Source organism: Sphingomonas sp., assembly GCF_035714405.1.
Classification (GTDB): Bacteria; Pseudomonadota; Alphaproteobacteria; order Sphingomonadales; family Sphingomonadaceae; genus Sphingomonas.
The window spans coordinates 150,196-171,213 of sequence record NZ_DASTMA010000011.1 but is presented as its reverse complement, the minus strand read 5'-3'; the positions used below and the strand labels follow the sequence as shown (position 1 = coordinate 171,213).

The window sequence follows — 21,018 nt, the reverse complement described above, 5'->3', positions numbered from 1 at the left end:
CCCTGCAAGGGAGGGGCTGGGGATGGGTGGCGTGCTCGCACCGATGGCGCCGCGGACGCCGACGCACCCGTCTCGCCCAGACCGGACCCACCCCTGACCCCTCCCTTGAAGGGAGGGGAGGTCAACCATGCGGCCCATCAAGCCAGCTTCAGCCCTTCCTTGTGCATCTGCACCGTCAGGTGCTTGTTCTGCTCGTCCGACAGCATCGCCTTCATGCGCGGGAACAGATCGTTCTCCTCCTCGCGCATATGCTCCTCGATCATCGCCCGGAACTCGATGACCTTGGGCAGCCAGGCGGGGTCGCTCCGCTCCAGCTCGGTCAGGTCGAACAGGTACTGCTTCACGTAACCGTGATCGTGGTTGAGGTGGTCGGCCGCTTCCTTGGAGCCCTGGTCGCGCATCATCGCATAGACCGCGTTCTCCTCCTGCAGCGCATGCTTGCCGAGCGCGTGCTTCAACTGCATCAGCAGGAACGAGCGTCGCCCTTCCTGCTTCTCCGTGGTCGCCTGGATCAGGTCGAAGATCGCCAGCGTCGCCTTGTGCTCCGCCGCCAGCGCCTCGTCCCAGTTGCCCGCCAGCACCGTCGGCGCCTGCACCACCGCCTTGCGCACGAAGTTCGCGAGCAGCCCGGTGGCGAGCCCGACGCCGGCGCCGATCGCGACGGCGGTGCCGGTGTAGGACTCGGGCTTGTCGTTGGTCTGGGTGGTCATGATCGAAGCTCCTGTTGTTGGTGCTGCAACCACGCGACCGCCCCTCCTGTTCCGCTTGCGAAGCACTCTCAAAACTCGGGCAAAAAGTGCGAAGGCGGCCGGGAACCGCATCGGGCGTCGGCCCGTTGCCTGTGCCTCCCATCGAAAGGCATGCGACATGGCGCAGAAAGGTGCAGGCGGTAACCCGGGCGCGATCACCGAGAAGGGTGGCGATCCCGGATCGGGCGCGAAGAGCAAGACCACCGGGGGCAAGGGCGGCGGCGGCCGCTCGGGCGGCTCGAAGAGCGGCGGCGGCGGCAACAGCGGCGGCGGGAGCTCCGGTGGATCGAAATAGCTGATTCACCGGGGGAGGTGGAGGGGAGGGGCAAAGAGGGCGGCCGGGACGCGACCTTTTTGGTCCGCTTCAGCCGAGGCGAACGACCTCCCCGGCGGAAGCCGGGGCCCAGTCGGCCGCGCCGGCCAGGAGAAACGTGCGTCGTCGGATACCGCAACTGTGCCTCGGCTTTCGCCGGAGAGGGAGGTGAGCCAACACCGGCAGGCTGGCTTCTGCTCACACCCCCAAACTTTCCGCTGTCCTACAATCAAACCCATATGGTTCATCATCCACTCCAACACAGGAGTAAGACCGATGAACCCTATCGACCTCATCGACGCCGTCATCGACCGCGAGGGCGGCTTCGTCGACCATCCCGCCGACCCGGGCGGCGCCACCCGCTGGGGAATCACCGACGCGGTCGCCCGCGCCAACGGCTACACCGGCGACATGCGCCTGCTGAGTCGCGCGCGCGCCGTCGCGATCTATTGTCGTGCCTATTGGCTGCGGCCCTGGTTCGACCGCGTCGCCGAACGCGCGCCACTGCTGGCGGCGGAGCTGTTCGACACCGGCGTCAACATGGGGCCGCCGGTCGCCTGCGGCTTCCTCCAGCGTGCCCTCAACGCCCTCAATCGCGGCGCGTCCGACTATCCTGACATCGTACCCGACGGCGCCATCGGCCCCGCGACGCTCGCCGCGCTTGACGCCTTCCTGCAGCGGCGCGGCCGCAGCGGTGAGGTGGTGCTGCTGAAGGCGGTCGAGGCGTTGCAGGGCGAACGCTATCTCAGCCTCGCCGAGCGTCGCCCCGCCGCCGAAGCCTTCCTCTACGGTTGGCTGGCAAACCGGATCGGTTAGCGCGCAAGCCTCAACTTCCCCTCAACTTCCGGCCCGCGACGTCCGTGCGCGAGCCTCAACTTTCCCTAAACTTCCGAGGAAAACATGAGCATAATCAATGGCGTCATCGGCCCCGTCGCGGGGCTGCTCGACAAGATCATTCCCGATCCCAAGGCCCGCGACGCCGCCAAGCTGGAGCTGCTGCGGCTTCAGGGCGACCAGTCGCTCAACGAGGTCAAGCAACAGCTTTCCGCGCTGCTCGCAGAAGCGCAATCGACCGACCCATGGACCAGCCGCGCGCGCCCCGGCTTCCTCTACGTCATGTACGCGCTGCTGCTCTGGGCGATCCCGATGGGCCTGATCGCTGCCGCGCAGCCGGGCATGGCGAAGGACATTGCGGCCGGCATGACCGCGTATCTCAACGGCATCCCGGAACCGCTCTACGCGCTCTTCGGCACCGGCTATCTCGGCTACACCGTGGCAAGGAGCTGGGGCAAGGCGAAGGGCGTGGAGCGGTGAGGCGCGCTGAAGATTGATCTCGAGCAACCAGCCGGCGGCGGATGCGTTGTGCGGCCATAACGATGGAGGGGTCAGGGAATGCGGCAGGCGATCATCCTCGGCGTGGCACTCGCGTTGGCGGGCTGCTCGGGTGGGGCTCAGGACGGCGCCAATACCGCGGCCGTCGCGGACGCCAACGCCGCCGACCTGACGCCTGAGGGGCCGGGCCTCACCGCCCGTCTGTTCGGTGGCGGCAAGCCCCAACCGCTGCAGATCCAGCAGCAGTTCGCCAATGGCGCGATCCTCTACATCACCTCCATCCAGGCCAAGCCGACCGAAACGGTGCTGACGGTCAAGGTCGTCAACGGGGCGGAGCGCGATATCCGGCTCGACTGGTCCGACCAGAAGACCTTCCTGGTCGCCGGCGGGCAGAAGTTCTTCCTCTCGCCACCGCTCGAGAACAAGGACCTGAAGGTGACGGAGGGCTCGACCATGCAGGGCGAGCTGGTGTTCCTCGGCACGCTGCCGGAGACCGGCCAGGTCGCGTTGGTCATCAATGACGGCATGTCCGACAGCCAGTATAGCGGCGATCCCGGTATCTCGATCCCGCTCCCGGTGACCAGCGCCGCCTGGTCGGACGACGGCTCAAAAAAAAACTCAGCAGCCTGAGCTTCGCGGGTGACCTGCCGCGCAGCCGGTTGGCCGCGGTGGCGGGCTCGGCGAGCAGCCTGACCGCGGAGAACGGGTCGGCGAGCTCCTTGTCGGCCACGGGTGGACCGGGGACGTCGTCGCTGACCCCGGTCGAGACGCTCAAGTCCGAGCTCAAGGCGACCGAAACCGATCGCGGCACGCTGGTGTCACTCGCGGGCGACGTCACCTTCGACTTCAACAAGGCGACCATCCGTGCCGATGCGCGGCCCACGCTCGACAAGCTCGCCGACCTGATCAAGGCGCAGAATGCCGGCGCGGTCGCGATCGAGGGGCACACCGACAGCAAGGGCAACGACGCCTACAACCAACGTCTGTCGGAGGCGCGCGCAACGGCGGTGCGCGACTATCTGATCTCCGTCCGCACCGTCGACGGCACGAAGCTGACCACCAAGGGCATCGGCGAGCTGAAGCCGGTCGCCCCCAACATGGCGCCCGACGGCAAGGACGACGAAGCGGGCAGGGCGCGCAACCGGCGGGTGGAGGTCGTGCTGGGTAAGTAATTGCACCCGTCGTCCGGCACCCCATATCCGCTCCATGAGCGGGAACCCCCACGCCGCGCCGGTCTGGCACGGCACCACGATCGTTTCCGTCCGGCGTAACGGCCGAGTGGTCATCGCCGGCGATGGCCAGGTGACGCAGGGCCAGACGGTGATGAAGCCCAACGCGCGCAAGGTTCGCACGCTAGGCGCCGAAGGCAAGGTGATCGGCGGCTTTGCGGGCGCGACGGCCGACGCCTTCACGCTGTTCGAGCGGCTGGAGACGAAGCTGGAGAAGCACGGCAATCACCTGATGCGCGCCGCGGTCGAGCTCGCCAAGGACTGGCGGACCGACAAATACCTCCGCAACCTGGAGGCGATGATGATCGTCGCCGACCGCGACGTCAGCCTGATCCTGACCGGCAACGGCGACGTGCTGGAACCCGAAGGCGGCATCGCCGCGATCGGCTCGGGTGGCAATTACGCGCTCGCCGCCGCCCGCGCGCTCGTCGACTATGAACAGGACGCGGAGACGATCGCGCGCAAGGCGATGGCGATCGCCGCCGAGGTCTGCGTCTACACCAACGACCGGCTCACCGTGGAAGCCCTCGACACTGCTTGATCCCCCTCCCGCTTGCGGGAGGGGCTAGGGGAGGGGATGTTCCTTCCATACCGCTCTCGGAAAGCCCTCCCCCAACCCTCCCGCGAGCGGGAGGGGAGATGAGAAGAAGATGCAGAACACCCTTACCCCCAAGGCGATCGTCGCCGCGCTCGACGCGCACATCATCGGCCAGGCCGACGCCAAGCGCGCCGTCGCCGTGGCGCTGCGCAACCGCTGGCGCCGTCAGCAGCTCAGCGCCGATCTTCGCGACGAGGTGACGCCCAAGAACATTCTTATGATCGGCCCGACCGGCTGCGGCAAGACCGAGATCAGCCGCCGCCTGGCAAAGCTCGCCGACGCACCGTTCGTGAAGGTTGAGGCGACCAAGTTTACCGAGGTCGGCTATGTCGGCCGCGACGTCGAACAGATCGCGCGCGACCTGGTCGAAGAGGCGATCCGGCTCGAGCGCGAACGCCGCCGCGCCGCGGTCAAGGACAAGGCGGAGGCCGCGGCACTCGGCCGCCTGCTCGACGCGCTGACCGGCAAGGGCGCCAGCGAGGCGACCCGCGCCGCGTTCGAACAGCGCTTTCGGGACGGTCACCTCGACGCGACCGAGATCGAGATCGAGCTGGAGCCGGCCTCGCAGCTCCCCTTCGAGATCCCTGGCGCCCCGCAAATGGGCATGATCAACCTCAGCGAGATGATGGGCAAGGCGTTCGGCGGCGGCCAGAACCTGAAGCGTCGCAAGCTGACCGTCCGCGCCGCCTGGGACAAGCTGCTCGAGGAGGAGGCCGACAAGCGGCTCGACAGCGACGATGTCAACCGCGTGGCGTTGGCCGACGCGGAGGCGAACGGCATCGTCTTCCTCGACGAGATCGACAAGATCGCCATGTCCGAACAGCGCGGTGGCGGCTCGATCAGCCGCGAGGGCGTTCAGCGCGACCTGCTGCCGCTGATCGAGGGCACCACGGTCGCGACCAAATACGGGCCGATGAAGACCGACCACATCCTCTTCATCGCGTCCGGCGCGTTCCACGTCGCCAAGCCCAGCGACCTGCTGCCCGAGCTGCAGGGCCGCCTGCCGATCCGCGTCGAGCTGAAGGGGCTTACCGAGGCCGACTTCGTCGCGATCCTGTCCGACACCAAGGCGTCGCTGCTCACCCAGTATCGCGCGCTGCTCGGCACCGAAGGCGTCGGCATCGACTTCACCGACGACGGTATCGCGGCGGTCGCGCGCATCGCCGCCGAGGTCAACGGCGAGATCGAGAATATCGGCGCCCGCCGGCTGCAGACTGTGATGGAGAAGCTGCTGGAAGAGGTCAGCTTCAACGCCGAAGATCGCGGCGGATCGACGCTGACCATCGACCGCGCCTATGTCGAACAACAGCTCTCCGCCATCGCCCGCAATACCGACCTCAGCCGGTATGTGCTCTAGGGTCTCGAGTAGCGCACGAATTCACCCAGGCCGCAGGAGCCGGAGAAGGTGTTCGCGGTGCGGTCCACGGTGGTCGCGATATCGCCGCGGCAAAGCTGAGACGATGACGTGCGGGTCACCAGGATGGCATCATTGGCAACCCGCTCGCAGCCGCCGCTGGTGTGGTTGACCAGCTTGTCCCGTCCGGTGCTGGTATAGACCAGCGTCGAGCCATAGGCCCGCAGGTTGCGCAGCTCGGTCATGTTAACGCAGACCTGCGGCTTACCTGGGACCAGGCCGGCGAGCTCGGCGTCGAGTGCGGCCCGCGCGCCCGCATCGCGCGCGGCCTGACGCTCGAGATCGCCGGCTGTCGGAGTGCAGGCGGTGGCGAGAAGGAGCAAAGAGGGGAGCAGGATGCGCATGGCGGGTTAACCTTTGAAACTGTCCTTCAGGACGCGGCGCTCGCCCAGTTGTTCCGCCGAGTTCGCCCGGAAGAAAGGGTTGGTCTCGCGTTCGCGCCCGATCGTGGTCGGCACCGTCGGCTCGCCCCGCGCGCGCAAGGCATCGACCTCCCGCAAGCGCTCGGCCACCGCCCTGTTGTCGGGTTCGACGTGCACCGCGAAGCGGCCATTCGACTGGGTGTATTCGTGCCCGCAATAGACGGTCGTGTCGTCGGGCAGTTCGGCGTAGCGTTGCATGTTGGCGTACATGTCCGTGGGTGTGCCCTCGAACAGGCGGCCGCAGCCCATTGCGAACAGCGTGTCGCCGGTGAAGATCACGCGATCCTCGGCGAAGTGGAAGGCGACATGGCCCTGGGTATGGCCCGGGACGCGCATGACCTGTGCCCGGTGCGCACCGATCGCGATCGTGTCGCCTTCCACCACCCCGCGGTCGACCTTGCCGATCTTGGCGGCTTCTTCGGCGGGGGCGGTGACGGGGACGCCGAAGGTCGCGTTGCCTGCGACGTGGTCGGGATGCCAATGGGTGTTCCACACCTGCGTGACCGTCCAGCCGCGCGCCTCCGCCGCGGCGATCAGCGGGTTGGCGTCGCCGGGGTCGATCACCACGGTCGTATCGCTGTCCGCGTCGTGGAGCAGCCAGGCGTAATTGTCGGACAGCACCGGCACCTGGACGATCTCGAGCGCCATCACCAATGGCCCGTGTTGGGCATCGAGGCCCAGGGTTCGGCCGGCGGCTTGGGCCCGCCCTCCTGGAGCAGCTCGATCGAGATGCCGTCAGGCGTGCGCACGAACGCCATGTGACCGTCGCGGGGCGGTCGGTTGATCGTCACGCCCGCGTCCATCAGCGTCTGGCAGAGACCGTAAATGTCCTCGACGCGGTAAGCGAGGTGGCCGAAGTTGCGGCCTTCGCTCAGTTCCTCTGGGTCCCAATTGTGCGTCAGCTCGACCTCGGCCTGGCGCCGTTCGCCGAGCGCCGCATGGTCCTCGGGCGTGGCGAGGAAGATCAGCGTAAAGCGACCCTTCTCATTTTCCATCCGCCGCACCTCGGTAAGACCCAGCAGTTCGAAGAAGGCGATCGTTTTAGCCGGGTCCGAAACCCGGATCATCGTGTGGAGATAGCGCATGCGGTCAGAACGCCTCGGCGGCGGCGGAGGTTGCCCGGGCGACCACATCGGCGACGGCGCGCTCCAGCAGGGCGATGTCCTCGTCGCCCGACAGCCGGTGGTCACCCTCCTTGACCAGCCAGCACTGCACGTCCGCCGAGCCGAGCAGCTCCGCCAGGCGCCCACTTCGCGTCCATGGCACGTCGGCATCGCGCATCCCGTGCAGCAGCCGTACCGGTCCGGCGAAGGGGATCGCGCCGAACATCAGCCGGTTGGCCTCGCCCGAGGACCAAAAGGCACGGGTATAGACGGTCGGCTCCGGGCCATAGGGATTGGCGCGCTCCAGCCGGCCGTGGCTGAGCAGGTACAGCTTCTCGTCGGTGGTGAAGCCCCAGTCGGTAAAATCGGGCGCGGGCGCGACCCCGACCAGGCCGACGATCCGCTCGGCACGCGCCTGGGCGATCAGCAGCATCAGCCAACCGCCCATCGACGAGCCGACCAGCACCACCGGTCCTTCGACCAGCTCGTCGATCAACGCGAGCGCGTCGTCCCGCCAGTCGGTCAGCGTCTGTTCTTCGAACGCCCCCTCGCTCTCGCCGCAGCCCGAATAGTCGAAGCGCAGGAAGGCTTGCCCGCGCGCCTTCGCCCACGCCTCTAGCGCAAGCGCCTTGGCGCCGCTCATGTCGGAGGCATAGCCTGGGAGGAACATGACGGTGGGCGAGGCGCCGGGCGTGTGGTGGAGAGCCAGGCGGGGGCGGGGGGTATCGGTCATGGTGGGTGTGTAGCGGGGCTATAGGGTCAGGTCACGATGCCGACCTTATCTTGCTCCGGGTGCCCTTATCTTCCCCGGCGAAGGCCGAGGCCCAGTTGCGACGCACCAAGTCGGATGGGGCGCCACTCTCCAACCGACACCTGTGCAGCTGGGCCCCGGCCTTCGCCGGGGAGGAGCATAGGGCCGGCGCGCACTCAGAACCGCCAGCGGCTTTCCTGCGGCGTCCCCTTGCAGATGGTCTTCAGCGCCGCCCATTGCGTCTGATCCAGTGTTGGCCGGTAGGTCGCGCCCTTGGCTGCACTCGCCTCGAAGGTCTTGGCGCGATCGCTCGAGACCGGGTGGGTGTTGACATAGGCGAGCATCCGCTCCGCCCGGCCACCACCGCGGCCCAGCCGACGGAAAAATCCGGCGGTCGGCGCCGGCGACACGCCCGCCTGCCGCATCAGTGCAATGGCGAAGGTGTCGGCGTTGGTCTCCGCCTTGCGCGAATAAGCGGTGGAGAGCAGCGCGTTGGTGTAGCCGCCGATATTGCCCTCCATGCCGCCGAGCACCACGGACAGCCCGAGCTGCCGGACCAGCGCCTCGGTGACATCCCGGTGACGGACGTGGCCCAGCTCATGGCCGATCACGCCCGCGACCTCGTCGGGCGACGCGGCGGACTTGAGCAGTCCGTCGAACAGGACGATGCGGCCGCCGGGCAGTGTCACCGCGTTGACCATGCCCAGCTTGACGACATGGACGTCCAGGTCCGGTGCTGCGGGATCAAGCCGCTTGAGCATCGCCGCCAGCGCCGCACGACCCGCCGGATCGTCGCAGCCGCGCTTGCCAAAATCGCCGACCATCAGGTCGCCCATCCGCTTCTCGGCCGAAGCGGGTATCAGCCGCGCCACCATCGCCGGCGTCTGCAACACGATCGCGACCACCAGCGCGGCGACGGCGGCAAAGGCGATGCTCGCCGGCCACAGCCCGACTCGATCGACCACGCGCCCATATCGTTGCCGCTTGGGCAGCTTAGCGGCCAGCGCGGCTTCCGGCGTGTCGACGAAGCCGATCCGCCAGCCGCCGACACCGTTCAGGCCGTAGCTCGTCTGCCCGGTATCGACGTCGTTGGCACGCAAATCCCGCCACAGGAACGGGCCGGTGTCGCGTGCACCCTCCGCCAGCCGGAACGTCTCGCCTTCGTCCACGAGCAGGGCCGAGCGGCGCAATGCCGACTGACCGTCATAGTGCCAGACGCCTGGACCGGTCACGTCGTCCATGTCAGAACGCGCCGACATCGAACGCGTCGAGCAAGCCTTCGCCCTGGCCCGGATCGCGGGTGGTGGAGCGGGTCAGGTCCTCAAGCGTCACCTCGCCGAACGCCTCCGCATGGCGGACGAAGAACGCCCAGTTGCGATAGGGAACGAAGATATACCCGATCCCCAGCGTCACGATCGTCAGCCCGACGTTGCCGAGGTACAGCAGCACCCATTCCTTGGTGCGGGCGGTAAAGCCGAACTGCAGCCCGCCGAGCTTGAGGCTCCCGGCCGCCTCCCGGAAGAAAGCGGCGTAATAGGTGAGGGCGACGAGCCCCAATGCCACGAAGAAGAACAGGTAGAAGAGCACCGCCGCGACGATCAGCGCGACGATCATCCCCGGGCCCGGCGTCGAGCCCGTGCTGAAGCCGCCGCTCGCGAAGCCGATGCCGCCGGCGATCGCCGCAATGGCGAAGAAGCCAATGAAGAGAAAGGCGGGCGAGAAGTAGAAGATGAGGTAACGCCCGAAGACGTTGCGCCACTCGGCGTCGGCGTGGAAGCGCATCGGACCGAAGCTCATGGCGCCCCAACGCTCGTTCCACAGCTTCGCCATCGACCAGGGGATCATCAGCCCGAGCGCCAGATAGCCGACCAGCGTGCGCCAAAAATAGCTGACGCCATAGGCGAAGCCGCGATTGTCGCTGCCGCCGCGGATGCCGTGCCACCAGGTGCGGCTGAGCCGATAGCGCAGCGCCCGGAAAGTCGCGACCCCGACCAGATAGATCAGGAACAGATAGATGGCGGCGCCGATCAGGATCGCGGCGCCGGTATGACCGCGGAACAGCACACCCTGGACGATCAGTTGCAGGACGCCGAGCGGCAGGAAGAAGCACAGCAGCGCCACGACATAGCCAAGGAACAGCTCTAGCCCCGTTCCCGTCCATTCCAGCCGATCGTCGATGAAGCGCGTCCGGCTCCACAGATAGCGCCGGGTCCGCGTCTTCGCCCAAAAGGAATAGACACCCAGCGTCACGACCGTGAGCAGCAGGTTGGTGAAGGCGATCGGCGCATATTCGCGCCAGCTGCCGCTGAAGCCGAAGGCACTGTCGCCCTCGGCATGCTCGTCAATCATCGAAACGCCCCGCTTGCCGCAGCGTTTCAGCCCGCCGCGCGGGGAAGGTCAACCGGCAAAGACAGTTGCCGGCGGCTCAGATCACATATTCGACCGTCGTCATCTGCACCTGCGCGGCACGCGCGGCGGCGCGTTTCGCGACCAGCTCGGCATGCAGCGCCGTCACCGTGTCGCTGCCGCTGGTCTTGCAGACGAAGGGGAGGGCGCCGTGCACCATGCAGGCGACGCCGCCGCGCACCATCCGCCAGCCGAAGCCGCCGGCCACCCCCAGATGCTGAGCATAGCTTTCGCCCACCGAAGCAGGGTGATCGAGGAAGAGCTTGCGGATCATACCAGCTCGACCGCGATGGCGGTGGCCTCGCCGCCACCAATGCACAGGCTGGCGATGCCGCGCTTGCCGCCGCGATGCTGCAGAGCGGCGATCAGCGTGGTGATGATCCGCGCACCCGACGCGCCGATCGGGTGACCCAGCGCAGTGGCGCCGCCATGCACGTTCACCTTGTCGTGGCTGACGCCCAGGTCCTTCATCCACGCCATCGGTACGCAGGCGAACGCCTCGTTGATCTCGTACAGGTCCACATCGTCGGCCTTCCAGCCGGTCTTGGCGAGCAGCTTGTTGACCGCGCCGACCGGGGCGGTGGTGAACTTCGCCGGTGCCTGCGCGTGCGCGGCATGGGCGACGATGCGCGCGATCGGCTTCAGGCCCTTCTTAATCGCGGTCGACTCGCGCGTCAGGACCAAAGCTGCCGCGCCGTCGGAGATGGATGAGGACGAGGCGGCCGTGATCGTACCTTCCTTTGCGAAAGCTGCCTTCAGGGTCCGGATCTTCTCCGGGTCGCCACGGGTCGGGGCCTCGTCACTCGAGACCAGCGTGTCGCCCTTGCGGCCCTTGACGGTGACCCCGACGATCTCCTTGTCGAACGCGCCCGACTTCTGCGCGGCGAGCGCCCGCGACAGCGACTCGACCGCGTAATCGTCCTGCGCGTCGCGGGTGAATTGGTATTCGCGGCTGGTGTCCTCGGCGAAGGTGCCCATCGAACGGCCGGCCTCGTATGCGTCCTCCAGCCCGTCGAGCATCATGTGGTCGAAGGCGGTATCGTGACCGACGCGGGCGCCGCCCCGCAGCTTCTTGAGCAAATATGGTGCATTGGACATCGACTCCATGCCGCCCGCCACGACGATGTCGGTCGAGCCCGCCGCGATCATGTCGGCAGCGAAGATCGCCGCCTGCATCCCCGATCCGCAGACCTTGTTGACGGTGGTCGCCTCGACCGAGGTCGGCAGCCCGGCGCCGATGGCTGCCTGGCGCGCGGGCGCCTGGCCGAGGCCGGCGGGGAGGACGCAGCCCATGAAGATCTTGTCGACCTGCTCGGGCGCGACGCCCGAACGCTCGACCGCGGCACGAACGGCGGTGGCGCCGAGCTCGGTCGCCGTAGCGCCGGACAGCGCGCCCTGAAAGGAGCCCATCGGCGTGCGCGCGTAGGACAGGATGACGACGGGGTCGCCGGACGAGATGTTGGCCATGGAACTGCTCCGAGCAGGGGGCGGAATGCTGCACTGCATCTAAGCTTGCCGATGACATGATGCAAACGAGCCTGGCTTCGCGGGGATCGCGGATGCGGCTATCCATCGTGGGTGCTTGTCTCCGCCTTCCTCCTCGGCATTGTCGGCCTGATCCTCGGGAGCTTCATCGCCACGGTGGTGCTGCGGTGGCCGGAGGGGCGATCGGTGATGCGCGGCCGCTCCGCTTGCGATGGGTGCGGCCGGACGCTGCAGCCTCGCGAGTTGGTGCCGTTGCTGAGCGCGGCGTTGCAACGCGGACGATGCCGGACGTGCGGCGCCCCGATCGCGGCGCTGCACTGGCAGGTGGAGTTGGCCGCCGGGCTGATCGGCGTTGTTGCCGGTGCGGTCGCGCCGGGCGGCGAGGGCGTGGCTGGCGCGATGTTCGGGTGGCTGCTGCTGACCTTGGCCGTGCTCGACCTGCGGGCGTGGTGGCTGCCCGACGTGCTGACCGGAACACTGGGCGCGGGAGGCCTGCTGGTGGGCCTGGTCGGAGTCGAGCCGGCGCTGATCGATCGGGCCGTCGGCGGTGTGGCCGGCTTCGCGCTGCTCTGGCTCATCGCCGTCGCCTATCGCCGGCTGCGCGGACGCGAGGGGATGGGCGGGGGCGATCCGAAGCTGTTCGGCGCAATCGGGCTGTGGCTCGGCTGGGCGATGTTGCCGGCGGTGCTGCTGGTCGCGAGCCTGATCGGCCTGGGCGTCATGCTGTTCCGGCAGCTGACCGGGCGCGCCATGGCGGCGACCGATGCGCTGCCGCTCGGCGCGCTGCTCGCGGCGGCGGCTTACCCGACGTGGCTTTTGATGGTAGCCTTGCGGCCATGATCGCGATCCTTCTTCAGCTGTCGGTCGGCGCGCTGCCGCAGCAGTCGCTGCCCGCGACCGGCTGCGCCGCCTATCTGTGGACCGTCGCCGAGCCCCGCCACCTGGTGGCGATGGCCTCGGCCGAGCCGGCGAGCTTGCGCGTGCATATCGACGGCAAGCCGGTGGACCTGCAGCGCACGGCCGCCGAGGGCATCGCCGGCCGCGGGCTGGCGGCGACGTCCAGCTATGGCGGGGGCGACGCGACCGTCTCGCTCGAGCTGACCGCCGTCGAGCGGCCCGACCTCAAGGACGGCGCCGTCGTGCCCGACGCGATGCTGACCGTCGCGCGTACGGGCAAGGACACGGTGGTGATGCCGGTCGCCGGGCTGATCGGCTGCCGACCCGCTAAATAGGAATCCTTGCATGGACATGACCGCGACGCTGGCCGCGCAGCGCGCCGCCTTTACCGAGGAGCTGCCCGTGACGATGGCGGTGCGCCGTGACCGGCTGAAGCGCGCGCGGGCGATGATCACGGATCATACCGCCCGCTTCTGCGACGCGCTCAGCGAGGATTTCGGCCACCGTAGCCGCGACCAGTCGATGCTGACCGATATCGCCGGCTCGACCGGCCCGATCGACCATGCCCTCAAGCACATGGAACGCTGGGCCAAGCCGGAGAAACGCCCCGTCCAGTTCCCGCTCGGCCTGCTCGGCGCCAAGGGCTGGGTCGAATACCAGCCCAAGGGCGTGGTCGGGGTGATCGCGCCCTGGAACTTTCCGGTCAACCTGGTGATGGGGCCGGTGGCGGGCGCCTTCGCGGCCGGCAACCGGGTGATGGTCAAGACCAGCGAGTTCACGCCGGTCACCGCCGCGCTGTTCGAGGAGCTGAGCCCGCGCTACTTCGCGCCGGAGGAACTGGCGTTCGTCTCCGGCGGGCCGGAGGTCGGCAAGGCATTCGCGGAACTGCCGTTCGATCACCTGCTGTTCACCGGCGCGACGGGCATCGGCCGCCACATCCTCCACGCCGCCGCCGACAATTTGACGCCGGTCACGCTGGAACTGGGCGGCAAGTCGCCGGCTCTCATCGGCGCGGGTGCGGACCTTGCCCGGGCAGGCGACCGGATCGCGATGGGCAAGATGCTCAACGCGGGTCAGATCTGCCTTGCCCCCGACTACGTCCTGACCCCCGCCGGCCAGGAGGCGGCGATCGTCGACAGCGTGCGCCGTGCCGCGACGGCGATGTACCCGACCGTACTGGCCAATTCGGATTACACGTCGGTGATCAACGATCGCCACCACCAGCGCCTCCATGCCTGGCTCGATGACGCGCGCGGCAAGGGCGCGACCATCGAAGTGGTCAATCCGGCGAACGAGGACTTTGGCGCTTCCAACAGCCGCAAGATGCCGCTTCACATCGTCCGCGACGTCACCGACGACATGGTGCTGATGCAGGAGGAGATCTTCGGTCCGATCCTGCCGATCTTGACTTACGAGGGGATCGATCAAGCGATTGCGCGCGTGAACCGTGGCCCGCGGCCGCTCGGCCTCTATTATTTCGGCCCTGATGCCGTCGAGCGCCGCCGCGTCCTCGACCGCACCATCTCGGGCGGGGTGACGCTGGACGACGTGGTATTTCATGTCTCGATGGAGGAGCTGCCATTTGGGGGCGTCGGGCCATCGGGGATGGGTGCCTATCATGGCCGCGACGGGTTCAAGACGTTCAGTCATGGCAAGGCGGTGTTCCGCCAGTCCCACCTCGACGTGGCGAAGCTCGCCGGGCTGAAGCCCCCCTATGGACCCAAGCTCAGGAACACCGTTGCGAAACAGATCGGTGTTAAGGAACCAAGTGCCTGAAAAGGCGTAGCGTGTTCGTCGGGTCGTCCGTATACGGCGCTCGATCAGAGGGGTTTCGTTTGAGCGTTTCGGGCTTTTCCCGCCGGCACGGCTGGCTCGGGCTGGCATTTCTGCTGACCTCGACGGCTTACGCGCCGGTGGCGGCGCAGCTGTCGAAGCCGGGCACCGCACCCGCGCAAGGCCCCGACGCGCCGAAGCCGGCCGCAACGCCGACGCCTGATCCGGCGGGCGCTCAGACCGACACCGATATCGTACCCGAGGCGGAGTTCAACGCCGCGCTGCCGCCCTTGTCCAACGACATCAACGCGCCGCTCGAGCCGATGTCCACCGTGGCTCCGCCGCTGCCCCCGCAAGGTGTGGTGCCCGGACAGCCGATCGCGACCGGCGACACGCGGCCCACGCCGACGCCCGAGGATCCGCAGCTCGCGGCACCCTTGTCGCCGTTGACCAGCTTCGACACCACGCCGCTACAGACTGCCGCCGACCTGCAGGACAAGGATGCGCCCCAGGTCCGCTACGACACGCAAGTCGCTGGGCTGAAGGAGGTCGGGCTCGAGGCGCAATGGCGCGCCTTGTCCGCCCTGCGCGACGGCGGCGGTAAGGCGGCCAACGCGGTGCAGGTGCAGGCGAGGGCAAGGGAGGATGAGGCGCTCGCCGTGCGCCTGTTGAAGAGCCTCGGCTATTATGATGCCACCGCGGTCTCGATCATCGAATCGAATCCGCCGACGCCCGGCACGCCGACCCGCTTCATCGCCCGCGTCACCGCCACGCCGGGCCGGCTCTACACGCTGTCCTCGGTAACGCTGCAGGCCGGGCCGGTGACGCCGCCGGACCTGCTCACCAGCAACTTCGCGCTGAAGCCCGGCGACGCGATCGAGGCGGCACGCATCCAGGGCGCGGAGGCGAACCTGCAGCTGATCGCGCCGCAGAACGGCTATCCCTTCCTGACAATCGGCGAACGCGACGTGCTGCTCGACGACCAGTCGGAGACGGCGACCGGCGCCTATACCCTGCCAATCGACACCGGTCCGCGCGCCAGCTTCGGCGCCCTTCGCACCGAAGGCGACCCGGTATTCGACCTTGAGCATCTCAACGTCTTCCCCCGCTTCGATGGCGGCGACCTGTACGACCGCCGGAAGACCGACGACCTGCGCGACGCGCTCGTCGCCACCGGATTGTTCTCGACACTGTCGGTGGAGCCGACCCGAACCGGCCGGATCAACCCCGACGGCACCGAACAGGTCGACCTGCTGGTCCGCCAGACCAAGGGCCCGGCGCGGTCGCTCAACGGCAATGTCGGCTATTCGACCGGCCAGGGCTTCCGGCTGGAGGGCAACTGGACGCACCGCAACCTTTTCCCGCCCGAAGGCGCGCTGATCGCCAGCGTTATCGCGGGTACGCAGGAGCAGGGCCTGTCGGGCACCTTCCGCCGCGCCAATGCCGGCAGGCGCGACCGCACCTTCACCGTCGTCGCTGCCGCCAACCACTCCAACTACGACGCGTTCGACGCCTTCACCGGTACGTTGTCGGCACGCTGGAGCTATGACTCGACGCCGATCTGGCAGAAGCGGATCACCTACTTCTATGGTGCGGAGCTGATCGGCACCAATGAAAGCGTGTTCGATTTCGCCCGCAACGAGCGGGTGCGGCGGACCTACGGTATCGCCGCGATCCCGGCCCAAATCCAATGGGACACGTCCGACGACCTGCTCAACCCGACGCGCGGCTATCGGCTGAAGCTGAACCTCAGCCCCGAGACCGCGGTGCAGGGCGGGGTGAAGCCCTATGTCCGCGCGCTGGCGGAGGGTACGCTCTACTATCCGATCAACGATCGGCTGGTGATCGCCGGCCGCGCGCGCGCGGGCTCGATCGCGGGGGTCGCCCGCGACGATCTCGCCCCGTCCCGCCGCTACTACGGCGGTGGTGGCGGGTCGGTACGCGGCTATGGCTTTCAGCGCCTCGGGCCATTCGAGCCGGTGTCGTCGCTGGTGCCGAACGAGGACGGCGAGATCGACCTGGCGGACCTGCGCCCTGTCGGCGGCCGCAGCCTAGCCGAGTTCGCGATCGAGGCGCGCTATCGCTTCGGCAATTTCGGGATCGTGCCGTTCATTGACGCGGGCAATAGCTATGAAGGGGTGCTGCCGTCGCTTTCCAGCGTCAAGCTGGGGGCAGGCATCGGCGGCCGGTTCTACACCAATTTCGGCCCGTTCCGGATCGACGTGGCGACGCCGCTCAACCCGCGTGAGGGCGACAGCAAGGTCGCGCTGTACATCTCCATCGGTCAGGCGTTCTGATGGCCGACAACGAGGCCGTCGCAACCGAGCCGCGTCAGCGCCCGCTGTGGCTGCGCGTGCTGAAATGGCTCGGCATCGCGCTGCTCTCGATCGCCGCGTTGCTGCTGCTGGTCGTGTTCGGGATCAACACCGACCCCGGCCGCCGCTTCGTCGCCGACCAACTCGGCGGCTACACCACCGCGACGGGGCTGAACATCAAGGTCGGACGGATCGACGGCTCGCTGTATGGCAAGATGACGCTGTCCGACGTGCGCGTCGCCGACCCACGCGGCGTGTTCCTGACCAGCCCACGGATGGCGGTGGACTGGCGGCCCTTCGCGTTCGTGCGCGACCATATCGATGTGCGCAGCCTCGACACCGAACTCGTCATGCTGCGGCGGCGGCCCGAGTTGAAGCAGGTGCCGGTCGATCCGAACGCGCCGCTGCTGCCCGACCTCGATATCGACGTAAACCGGCTGCATATCGGTCGGCTGGTGATCGCAGCCCCGGTGACGGGTCGTCAGCATGTCCTGCGCATCGACGGAACGGCAAAGATCGCCGACCGCCGCGCACAGATCACCGCCGATGCCGCGGCCCTGCGCGCGGCGGGTGTCGCCGGCGGCGACACGCTGCGGCTGAAGCTCGACGCGGTGCCCGACCAGGACAAGCTCGATGTCGATGTGAAGCTGACAGCGCCGGTCGGCGGCGTGGTGGCGACGATGGGCGGGCTGACCAAGCCGCTCACAGCGACGGTGGACGGGCGTGGCGGGTGGAAGACCTGGGCAGGACGCGCGATCGTCACGCTCGGCGGCGGGCAGCTGGCGAACCTGGGCGTCACTTCGCGCAACGGCACGATCGCGGTGCGCGGCGTCTCGCGTCCCGGCCTGTACCTGGAAGGACCGGTCGAGCGACTGACCGCCCCGCAATTGAACGTCCGCATCGACGCCACTTTGGCCGAACGCCGCGCCGATACACGGATCAAGCTTGGGTCCAGTGCGCTGGCGGTGGACGCGGGCGGCCTTCTCGATTTCGCGCAGAGCCGCTTCGGCAACTTCGCCGTGGATGCGCGGCTGCTGACTCCCGGCGCGATCGCGCCCAATCTGTCCGGCCGCGACGTCATGGCGCGCGTGGTGCTCGACGGCGCGTTCGCGACCCCGACGGTAAACTACAAGGTCTCGGCGGCGCGTCTGGCGTTCGGCGCGATGGGCGTCGATCAGCTCTATGCCGAGGGGCTGGCGCGGGTGAATCCCGATCGCATCCTCGTCCCGATCTCGGCCCGCGCGCGACGCCTCACCGGCCTGAACGCAGCGGTCGGCGGGCTGGCCAACAACGTGCGGATCGACGGCGATCTGGCCATTTCGATGCCGAACATCCTGTCCGACAATCTGAAGATACGGTCCGACAACATTGATGCAACGGCGATTTTGGTCGCGAATGTCGCCACCGGGCGGTACACGGGCGCGCTCAAGGGTCGGATCAACGACTTCCGCGTCGAGAGCATCGGCATCATCGACCTTACTACGGACGCCAAGCTGGTGGCCGGCCGCAACGGGGGCTTCGGCATCACCGGCCGTGTCGTCGCGCGGACGCAGCAGCTGTTTAATTCCGGCGTCCGCAACTTTCTGGGCGGCAACGCGGTCGTCCGCGCTGACGTCGGCTACAGTCCCGAGGGGATCGTCACCTTCAGCGGCCTGCGGCTGAACGCGCCGCAGTTTCGCGTCATGCGGGGTAGCGGGCGGTTCAACCCCGCCAATGGGGCGGTGGCGGTCGAGGCGGACGCCTATTCGACCCAATACGGTCCCGTCACCGCGCGCGTCGCCGGGACTGCGACCGCGCCGGTCATCGACCTTCGGGCTGCGCGGCCCGGCTTCGGCGTCGGCCTGGCGAATGTCCGCGCCCGCATCATCGGGCGAGGCGGGGCCTATCAGGTCGACGCCAGCGGCAGCACCGATTACGGGCCGTTCACCGCTGACGTGCTGGTGCAGCCCGGCGCGCAGCTGGCGCTCGACATCCGCCGCGTCGTCTTCGCGGGGATCACCGGCCGCGGCCGGCTGGTGCAGACCGCGGCTGGACCATTCGCAGGTGCGTTGACGTTCGGGGGGCAGGGGCTGTCGGGCAATGTTCGCCTCGCCAGTCAGGGCGGCTACCAGCGCGCCGACGTGCGCGCGCGCGGTAACAATGCGGTGGTCCCGGGTATCGCCGACTTCACCATCGGCCGGGCGCTGCTCGATGCCTCGGTCGTCTTGTATCCCAACGCGCCGCAGATCATCGCTGACGCGCAGCTGGGGGATGCCCGCTACAACGCGATCGTGATCGAGGCGGCGCGCGCGAAGGTGAACTATGTCGGCGGGCGCGGAACCGCGCAGGCGCTGCTCACCGGCTCGTCCGGCGTACCCTTCCGCGTGGCGCTGAACGCGCGGCTGTCGCCCGGTAGTTATCTGGTCGCGGCGCAGGGGCAGGCGAACCGCATCCCGTTCCGGACTGCCACGCCGGCGCGCATCGTCGCGGCCGGCGGCGGCTATCGCCTGCTGCCGACGCGGCTCGACTTCGGCGGCGCGAATGGCGGCTCGACCCGGATCGCGGGATTGTTCGGCGGTGGGGTCACGGCGGCACAGGCGCGGCTCGACCGGCTCGACCTGTCCTTTCTGTCGGCTTTCGCGCCCGGCATGGGCCTGTCGGGCCAGGCGACCGGCAGCCTCGACTATCGCCAGCAGGGCAGTGCCATTCCGGTCGCCGACGCGCGGGTCACGGTGACCAACTTCCAGCGGTCCGGCATCGCGGCCATCTCCGACCCCGTCGACATCGTCTTCGCCGGACGGCTCGGGGGCAGCGGCGCGGATGCGCGTGCGCTCATAAAGCGCGGGCCGACCGTGGTCGGGCGAATGCTCGCGACGATGCGGCCGCTGGGCGGCGGCGGCAGTTGGATGACGCGGCTGATGAACGCGCCGCTGGGCGGCGGCATCCGCTACAACGGGCCGTCGGCGGTGCTGTTCAGCCTCGCCGCGCTGCCCAACCAGTCCTTGCAGGGGCCGATCGCAATGGCCGCCGACTTCTCCGGCCGGCTGTCAGCTCCGCGCCTCAATGGACTGATCCGCGCCGACAATCTGACCTATGACAATGAGACCTACGGCACGCGCCTGTCACAGATGCGGCTGGCCGGGCGCTTCAACAACGACCGACTGGAGATTACCCAGCTCAACGCCCGCGCCGGTGATGGCACGGTCGTGGCTCAGGGTTCGATCGGCCTCGCGTCCGACGCCGGATACCCGATCGACTTCCGCGCAACCCTCAACAACGCCCAGCTCGCCAGGAGCGAAGCACTGGCCGCGACCACAACAGGTACCATTCACCTCACCAACGGCCGCAACGGCGGCCTGATCGAGGGCGATCTCGTCATCCCCAACGCTCGCTATCAGATCATCCGGCAGGGTCAGGCCGAGGTGCCCGAGCTGACCGGCGTACGGCGGCGCAGCGACGTGCGTCCGGCGCGTTTCAGCGATCGGCCGCCGACGGCGCCGATGGGGCTGTTCAGGCTCAACCTGCGGGTGCGCGCGCCCAACCAGATCTTCGTGTCCGGCATGGGGCTGGAGAGCGAGTGGGAGATGGACCTCCGCATCGGCGGCACGTCGGCGGCGCCGGTCATCACCGGTGGGCTCGACATCGTGAAGGGCGCTTATTCCTTTGCCGGCAAACGCTTCGAGGTCACGCGAGGGCGTGTCCGCCTGCGCGGTGCGGCGCTGACCGACCCGGATATCGACATCCAGGCGACGACGACCACCAACGGGATCACCGCCGTGATCAACATCACCGGCACCGGTACCCGGCCGCAGATCGCCTTCACCTCGACGCCGGCGCTCCCGCAGGACGAGGTACTGAGCCGTCTGCTGTTCGGGACGACTCCCACGAACCTGTCGGCGATCGAGGCGGTCCAGCTCGCGGCCGCGCTCAACAGCTTGCGCGGCTCCGGCGGCGGCGGGCTCAACCCGCTCGGCAAGCTACGCTCCGCGACAGGGTTCGATCGCTTACGCGTGGTCGGCGCGGGCGAGACCGGCCGCGGCACGGGCCTTGCGGCCGGCAAGTACATCACCGACGACATCTATGTGGAGATCGTCACCGATGCGCGCGGCTTTACCGCGACGCAGCTGGAGATCGCCCTCACCAAGGCGCTCAGCCTGCTTACCTCGACCGGCTCCTTCGGCGGATCGGATGTGAGGCTGAAATATTCCAAGGACTATTGAGGCGATTGCGGTAGGTGGCTGACCGCAACCTT

Annotated in this window: 21 protein-coding genes; 12 read left to right on the top strand and 9 right to left on the bottom strand. The window is 68.2% G+C overall.

Annotated elements, in window-relative coordinates; genetic code table 11:
* Window positions 1–137: 137 nt before the first annotated feature.
* Window positions 138–710, bottom strand: coding sequence for a hemerythrin domain-containing protein (locus VFQ64_RS03995; RefSeq protein WP_325102000.1), 573 nt, complete (start codon window positions 708–710; stop codon window positions 138–140).
* Window positions 711–867: 157 nt separating this feature from the next.
* Here VFQ64_RS03995 and VFQ64_RS03990 point away from each other — a divergent pair, with 157 nt between their 5' ends.
* The 7 genes from VFQ64_RS03990 to hslU all read left to right on the top strand — a co-directional run bounded on the left by VFQ64_RS03990 (window position 868) and on the right by hslU (window position 5,578).
* Window positions 868–1,044, top strand: a complete 177-nt coding sequence (locus VFQ64_RS03990; protein WP_325101999.1) for a hypothetical protein — start codon at window positions 868–870, stop codon at window positions 1,042–1,044.
* A 294-nt stretch (window positions 1,045–1,338) separates the two neighbouring features.
* On the top strand, window positions 1,339–1,878 hold the full coding sequence (locus VFQ64_RS03985) for a glycoside hydrolase family 108 protein (protein ID WP_325101998.1): 540 nt from the start codon (window positions 1,339–1,341) through the stop codon (window positions 1,876–1,878).
* Window positions 1,879–1,962: 84 nt separating this feature from the next.
* Entirely contained in the window at window positions 1,963–2,376 is a 414-nt protein-coding gene (locus tag VFQ64_RS03980; RefSeq protein ID WP_325101997.1) for a holin family protein, read from the top strand.
* Between the two features lie 78 nt (window positions 2,377–2,454).
* Window positions 2,455–3,024 (top strand): hypothetical protein, encoded by a 570-nt coding sequence (locus VFQ64_RS03975; protein WP_325101996.1) that lies wholly within the window; start codon window positions 2,455–2,457, stop codon window positions 3,022–3,024.
* 38 nt (window positions 3,025–3,062) lie between these two features.
* Entirely contained in the window at window positions 3,063–3,566 is a 504-nt protein-coding gene (locus VFQ64_RS03970; protein WP_325101995.1) for an OmpA family protein, read from the top strand.
* A gap of 34 nt (window positions 3,567–3,600) precedes the next feature.
* Window positions 3,601–4,164 (top strand): ATP-dependent protease subunit HslV, encoded by a 564-nt coding sequence (gene hslV, locus VFQ64_RS03965; protein ID WP_325101994.1) that lies wholly within the window; start codon window positions 3,601–3,603, stop codon window positions 4,162–4,164.
* A gap of 109 nt (window positions 4,165–4,273) precedes the next feature.
* The gene (hslU, locus tag VFQ64_RS03960; RefSeq protein WP_325101993.1) at window positions 4,274–5,578 is read left to right on the top strand and encodes an ATP-dependent protease ATPase subunit HslU; all 1,305 of its coding nucleotides are present in this window, start codon (window positions 4,274–4,276) and stop codon (window positions 5,576–5,578) included.
* Here hslU and VFQ64_RS03955 read toward each other — a convergent pair.
* The 8 genes from VFQ64_RS03955 to VFQ64_RS03920 form a co-directional block, all read right to left on the bottom strand.
* Window positions 5,575–5,979, bottom strand: coding sequence for a hypothetical protein (locus VFQ64_RS03955; protein ID WP_325101992.1), 405 nt, complete (start codon window positions 5,977–5,979; stop codon window positions 5,575–5,577). The two genes, hslU and VFQ64_RS03955, sit on opposite strands and share 4 nt — an antisense overlap.
* A gap of 6 nt (window positions 5,980–5,985) precedes the next feature.
* Window positions 5,986–6,705: a hydroxyacylglutathione hydrolase gene (gene gloB / locus VFQ64_RS03950; protein WP_325102116.1), complete on the bottom strand. Its 720-nt coding sequence runs from the start codon at window positions 6,703–6,705 to the stop codon at window positions 5,986–5,988.
* On the bottom strand, window positions 6,705–7,142 hold the full coding sequence (locus VFQ64_RS03945; protein ID WP_325101991.1) for a VOC family protein: 438 nt from the start codon (window positions 7,140–7,142) through the stop codon (window positions 6,705–6,707). Before VFQ64_RS03945 ends, gloB begins: the two co-directional genes overlap by 1 nt.
* Before the next feature lie 4 nt (window positions 7,143–7,146).
* Complete coding sequence (locus VFQ64_RS03940; protein WP_325101990.1) at window positions 7,147–7,893, bottom strand: alpha/beta hydrolase; 747 nt, start codon at window positions 7,891–7,893, stop codon at window positions 7,147–7,149.
* 194 nt (window positions 7,894–8,087) lie between these two features.
* Complete coding sequence (locus tag VFQ64_RS03935) at window positions 8,088–9,170, bottom strand: M48 family metallopeptidase (RefSeq protein ID WP_325101989.1); 1,083 nt, start codon at window positions 9,168–9,170, stop codon at window positions 8,088–8,090.
* Entirely contained in the window at window positions 9,154–10,260 is a 1,107-nt protein-coding gene (locus VFQ64_RS03930; RefSeq protein ID WP_325101988.1) for a YjgN family protein, read from the bottom strand. The genes VFQ64_RS03935 and VFQ64_RS03930 overlap by 17 nt, the downstream gene beginning before the upstream one ends.
* A gap of 76 nt (window positions 10,261–10,336) precedes the next feature.
* Window positions 10,337–10,591 (bottom strand): DUF6356 family protein, encoded by a 255-nt coding sequence (locus VFQ64_RS03925; RefSeq protein WP_325101987.1) that lies wholly within the window; start codon window positions 10,589–10,591, stop codon window positions 10,337–10,339.
* Complete coding sequence (locus VFQ64_RS03920; protein ID WP_325101986.1) at window positions 10,588–11,784, bottom strand: acetyl-CoA C-acyltransferase; 1,197 nt, start codon at window positions 11,782–11,784, stop codon at window positions 10,588–10,590. The genes VFQ64_RS03925 and VFQ64_RS03920 overlap by 4 nt, the downstream gene beginning before the upstream one ends.
* Window positions 11,785–11,895: 111 nt before the next feature.
* Here VFQ64_RS03920 and VFQ64_RS03915 point away from each other — a divergent pair, with 111 nt between their 5' ends.
* The 5 genes from VFQ64_RS03915 (at window position 11,896) to VFQ64_RS03895 (ending at window position 20,986) form a co-directional block, all read left to right on the top strand.
* A complete protein-coding gene (locus VFQ64_RS03915) occupies window positions 11,896–12,642 on the top strand; it encodes a prepilin peptidase (protein ID WP_325101985.1) in 747 nt (248 codons plus the stop codon).
* Window positions 12,639–13,034: a hypothetical protein gene (locus VFQ64_RS03910; RefSeq protein ID WP_325101984.1), complete on the top strand. Its 396-nt coding sequence runs from the start codon at window positions 12,639–12,641 to the stop codon at window positions 13,032–13,034. The genes VFQ64_RS03915 and VFQ64_RS03910 overlap by 4 nt, the downstream gene beginning before the upstream one ends.
* Window positions 13,035–13,044: 10 nt before the next feature.
* Window positions 13,045–14,475, top strand: coding sequence for a coniferyl aldehyde dehydrogenase (locus VFQ64_RS03905; protein WP_325101983.1), 1,431 nt, complete (start codon window positions 13,045–13,047; stop codon window positions 14,473–14,475).
* A gap of 137 nt (window positions 14,476–14,612) precedes the next feature.
* On the top strand, window positions 14,613–16,769 hold the full coding sequence (locus VFQ64_RS03900; protein WP_414712862.1) for an autotransporter assembly complex protein TamA: 2,157 nt from the start codon (window positions 14,613–14,615) through the stop codon (window positions 16,767–16,769).
* Window positions 16,769–20,986: a translocation/assembly module TamB domain-containing protein gene (locus VFQ64_RS03895; protein ID WP_325101982.1), complete on the top strand. Its 4,218-nt coding sequence runs from the start codon at window positions 16,769–16,771 to the stop codon at window positions 20,984–20,986. Before VFQ64_RS03900 ends, VFQ64_RS03895 begins: the two co-directional genes overlap by 1 nt.
* Window positions 20,987–21,018: the final 32 nt, after the last annotated feature.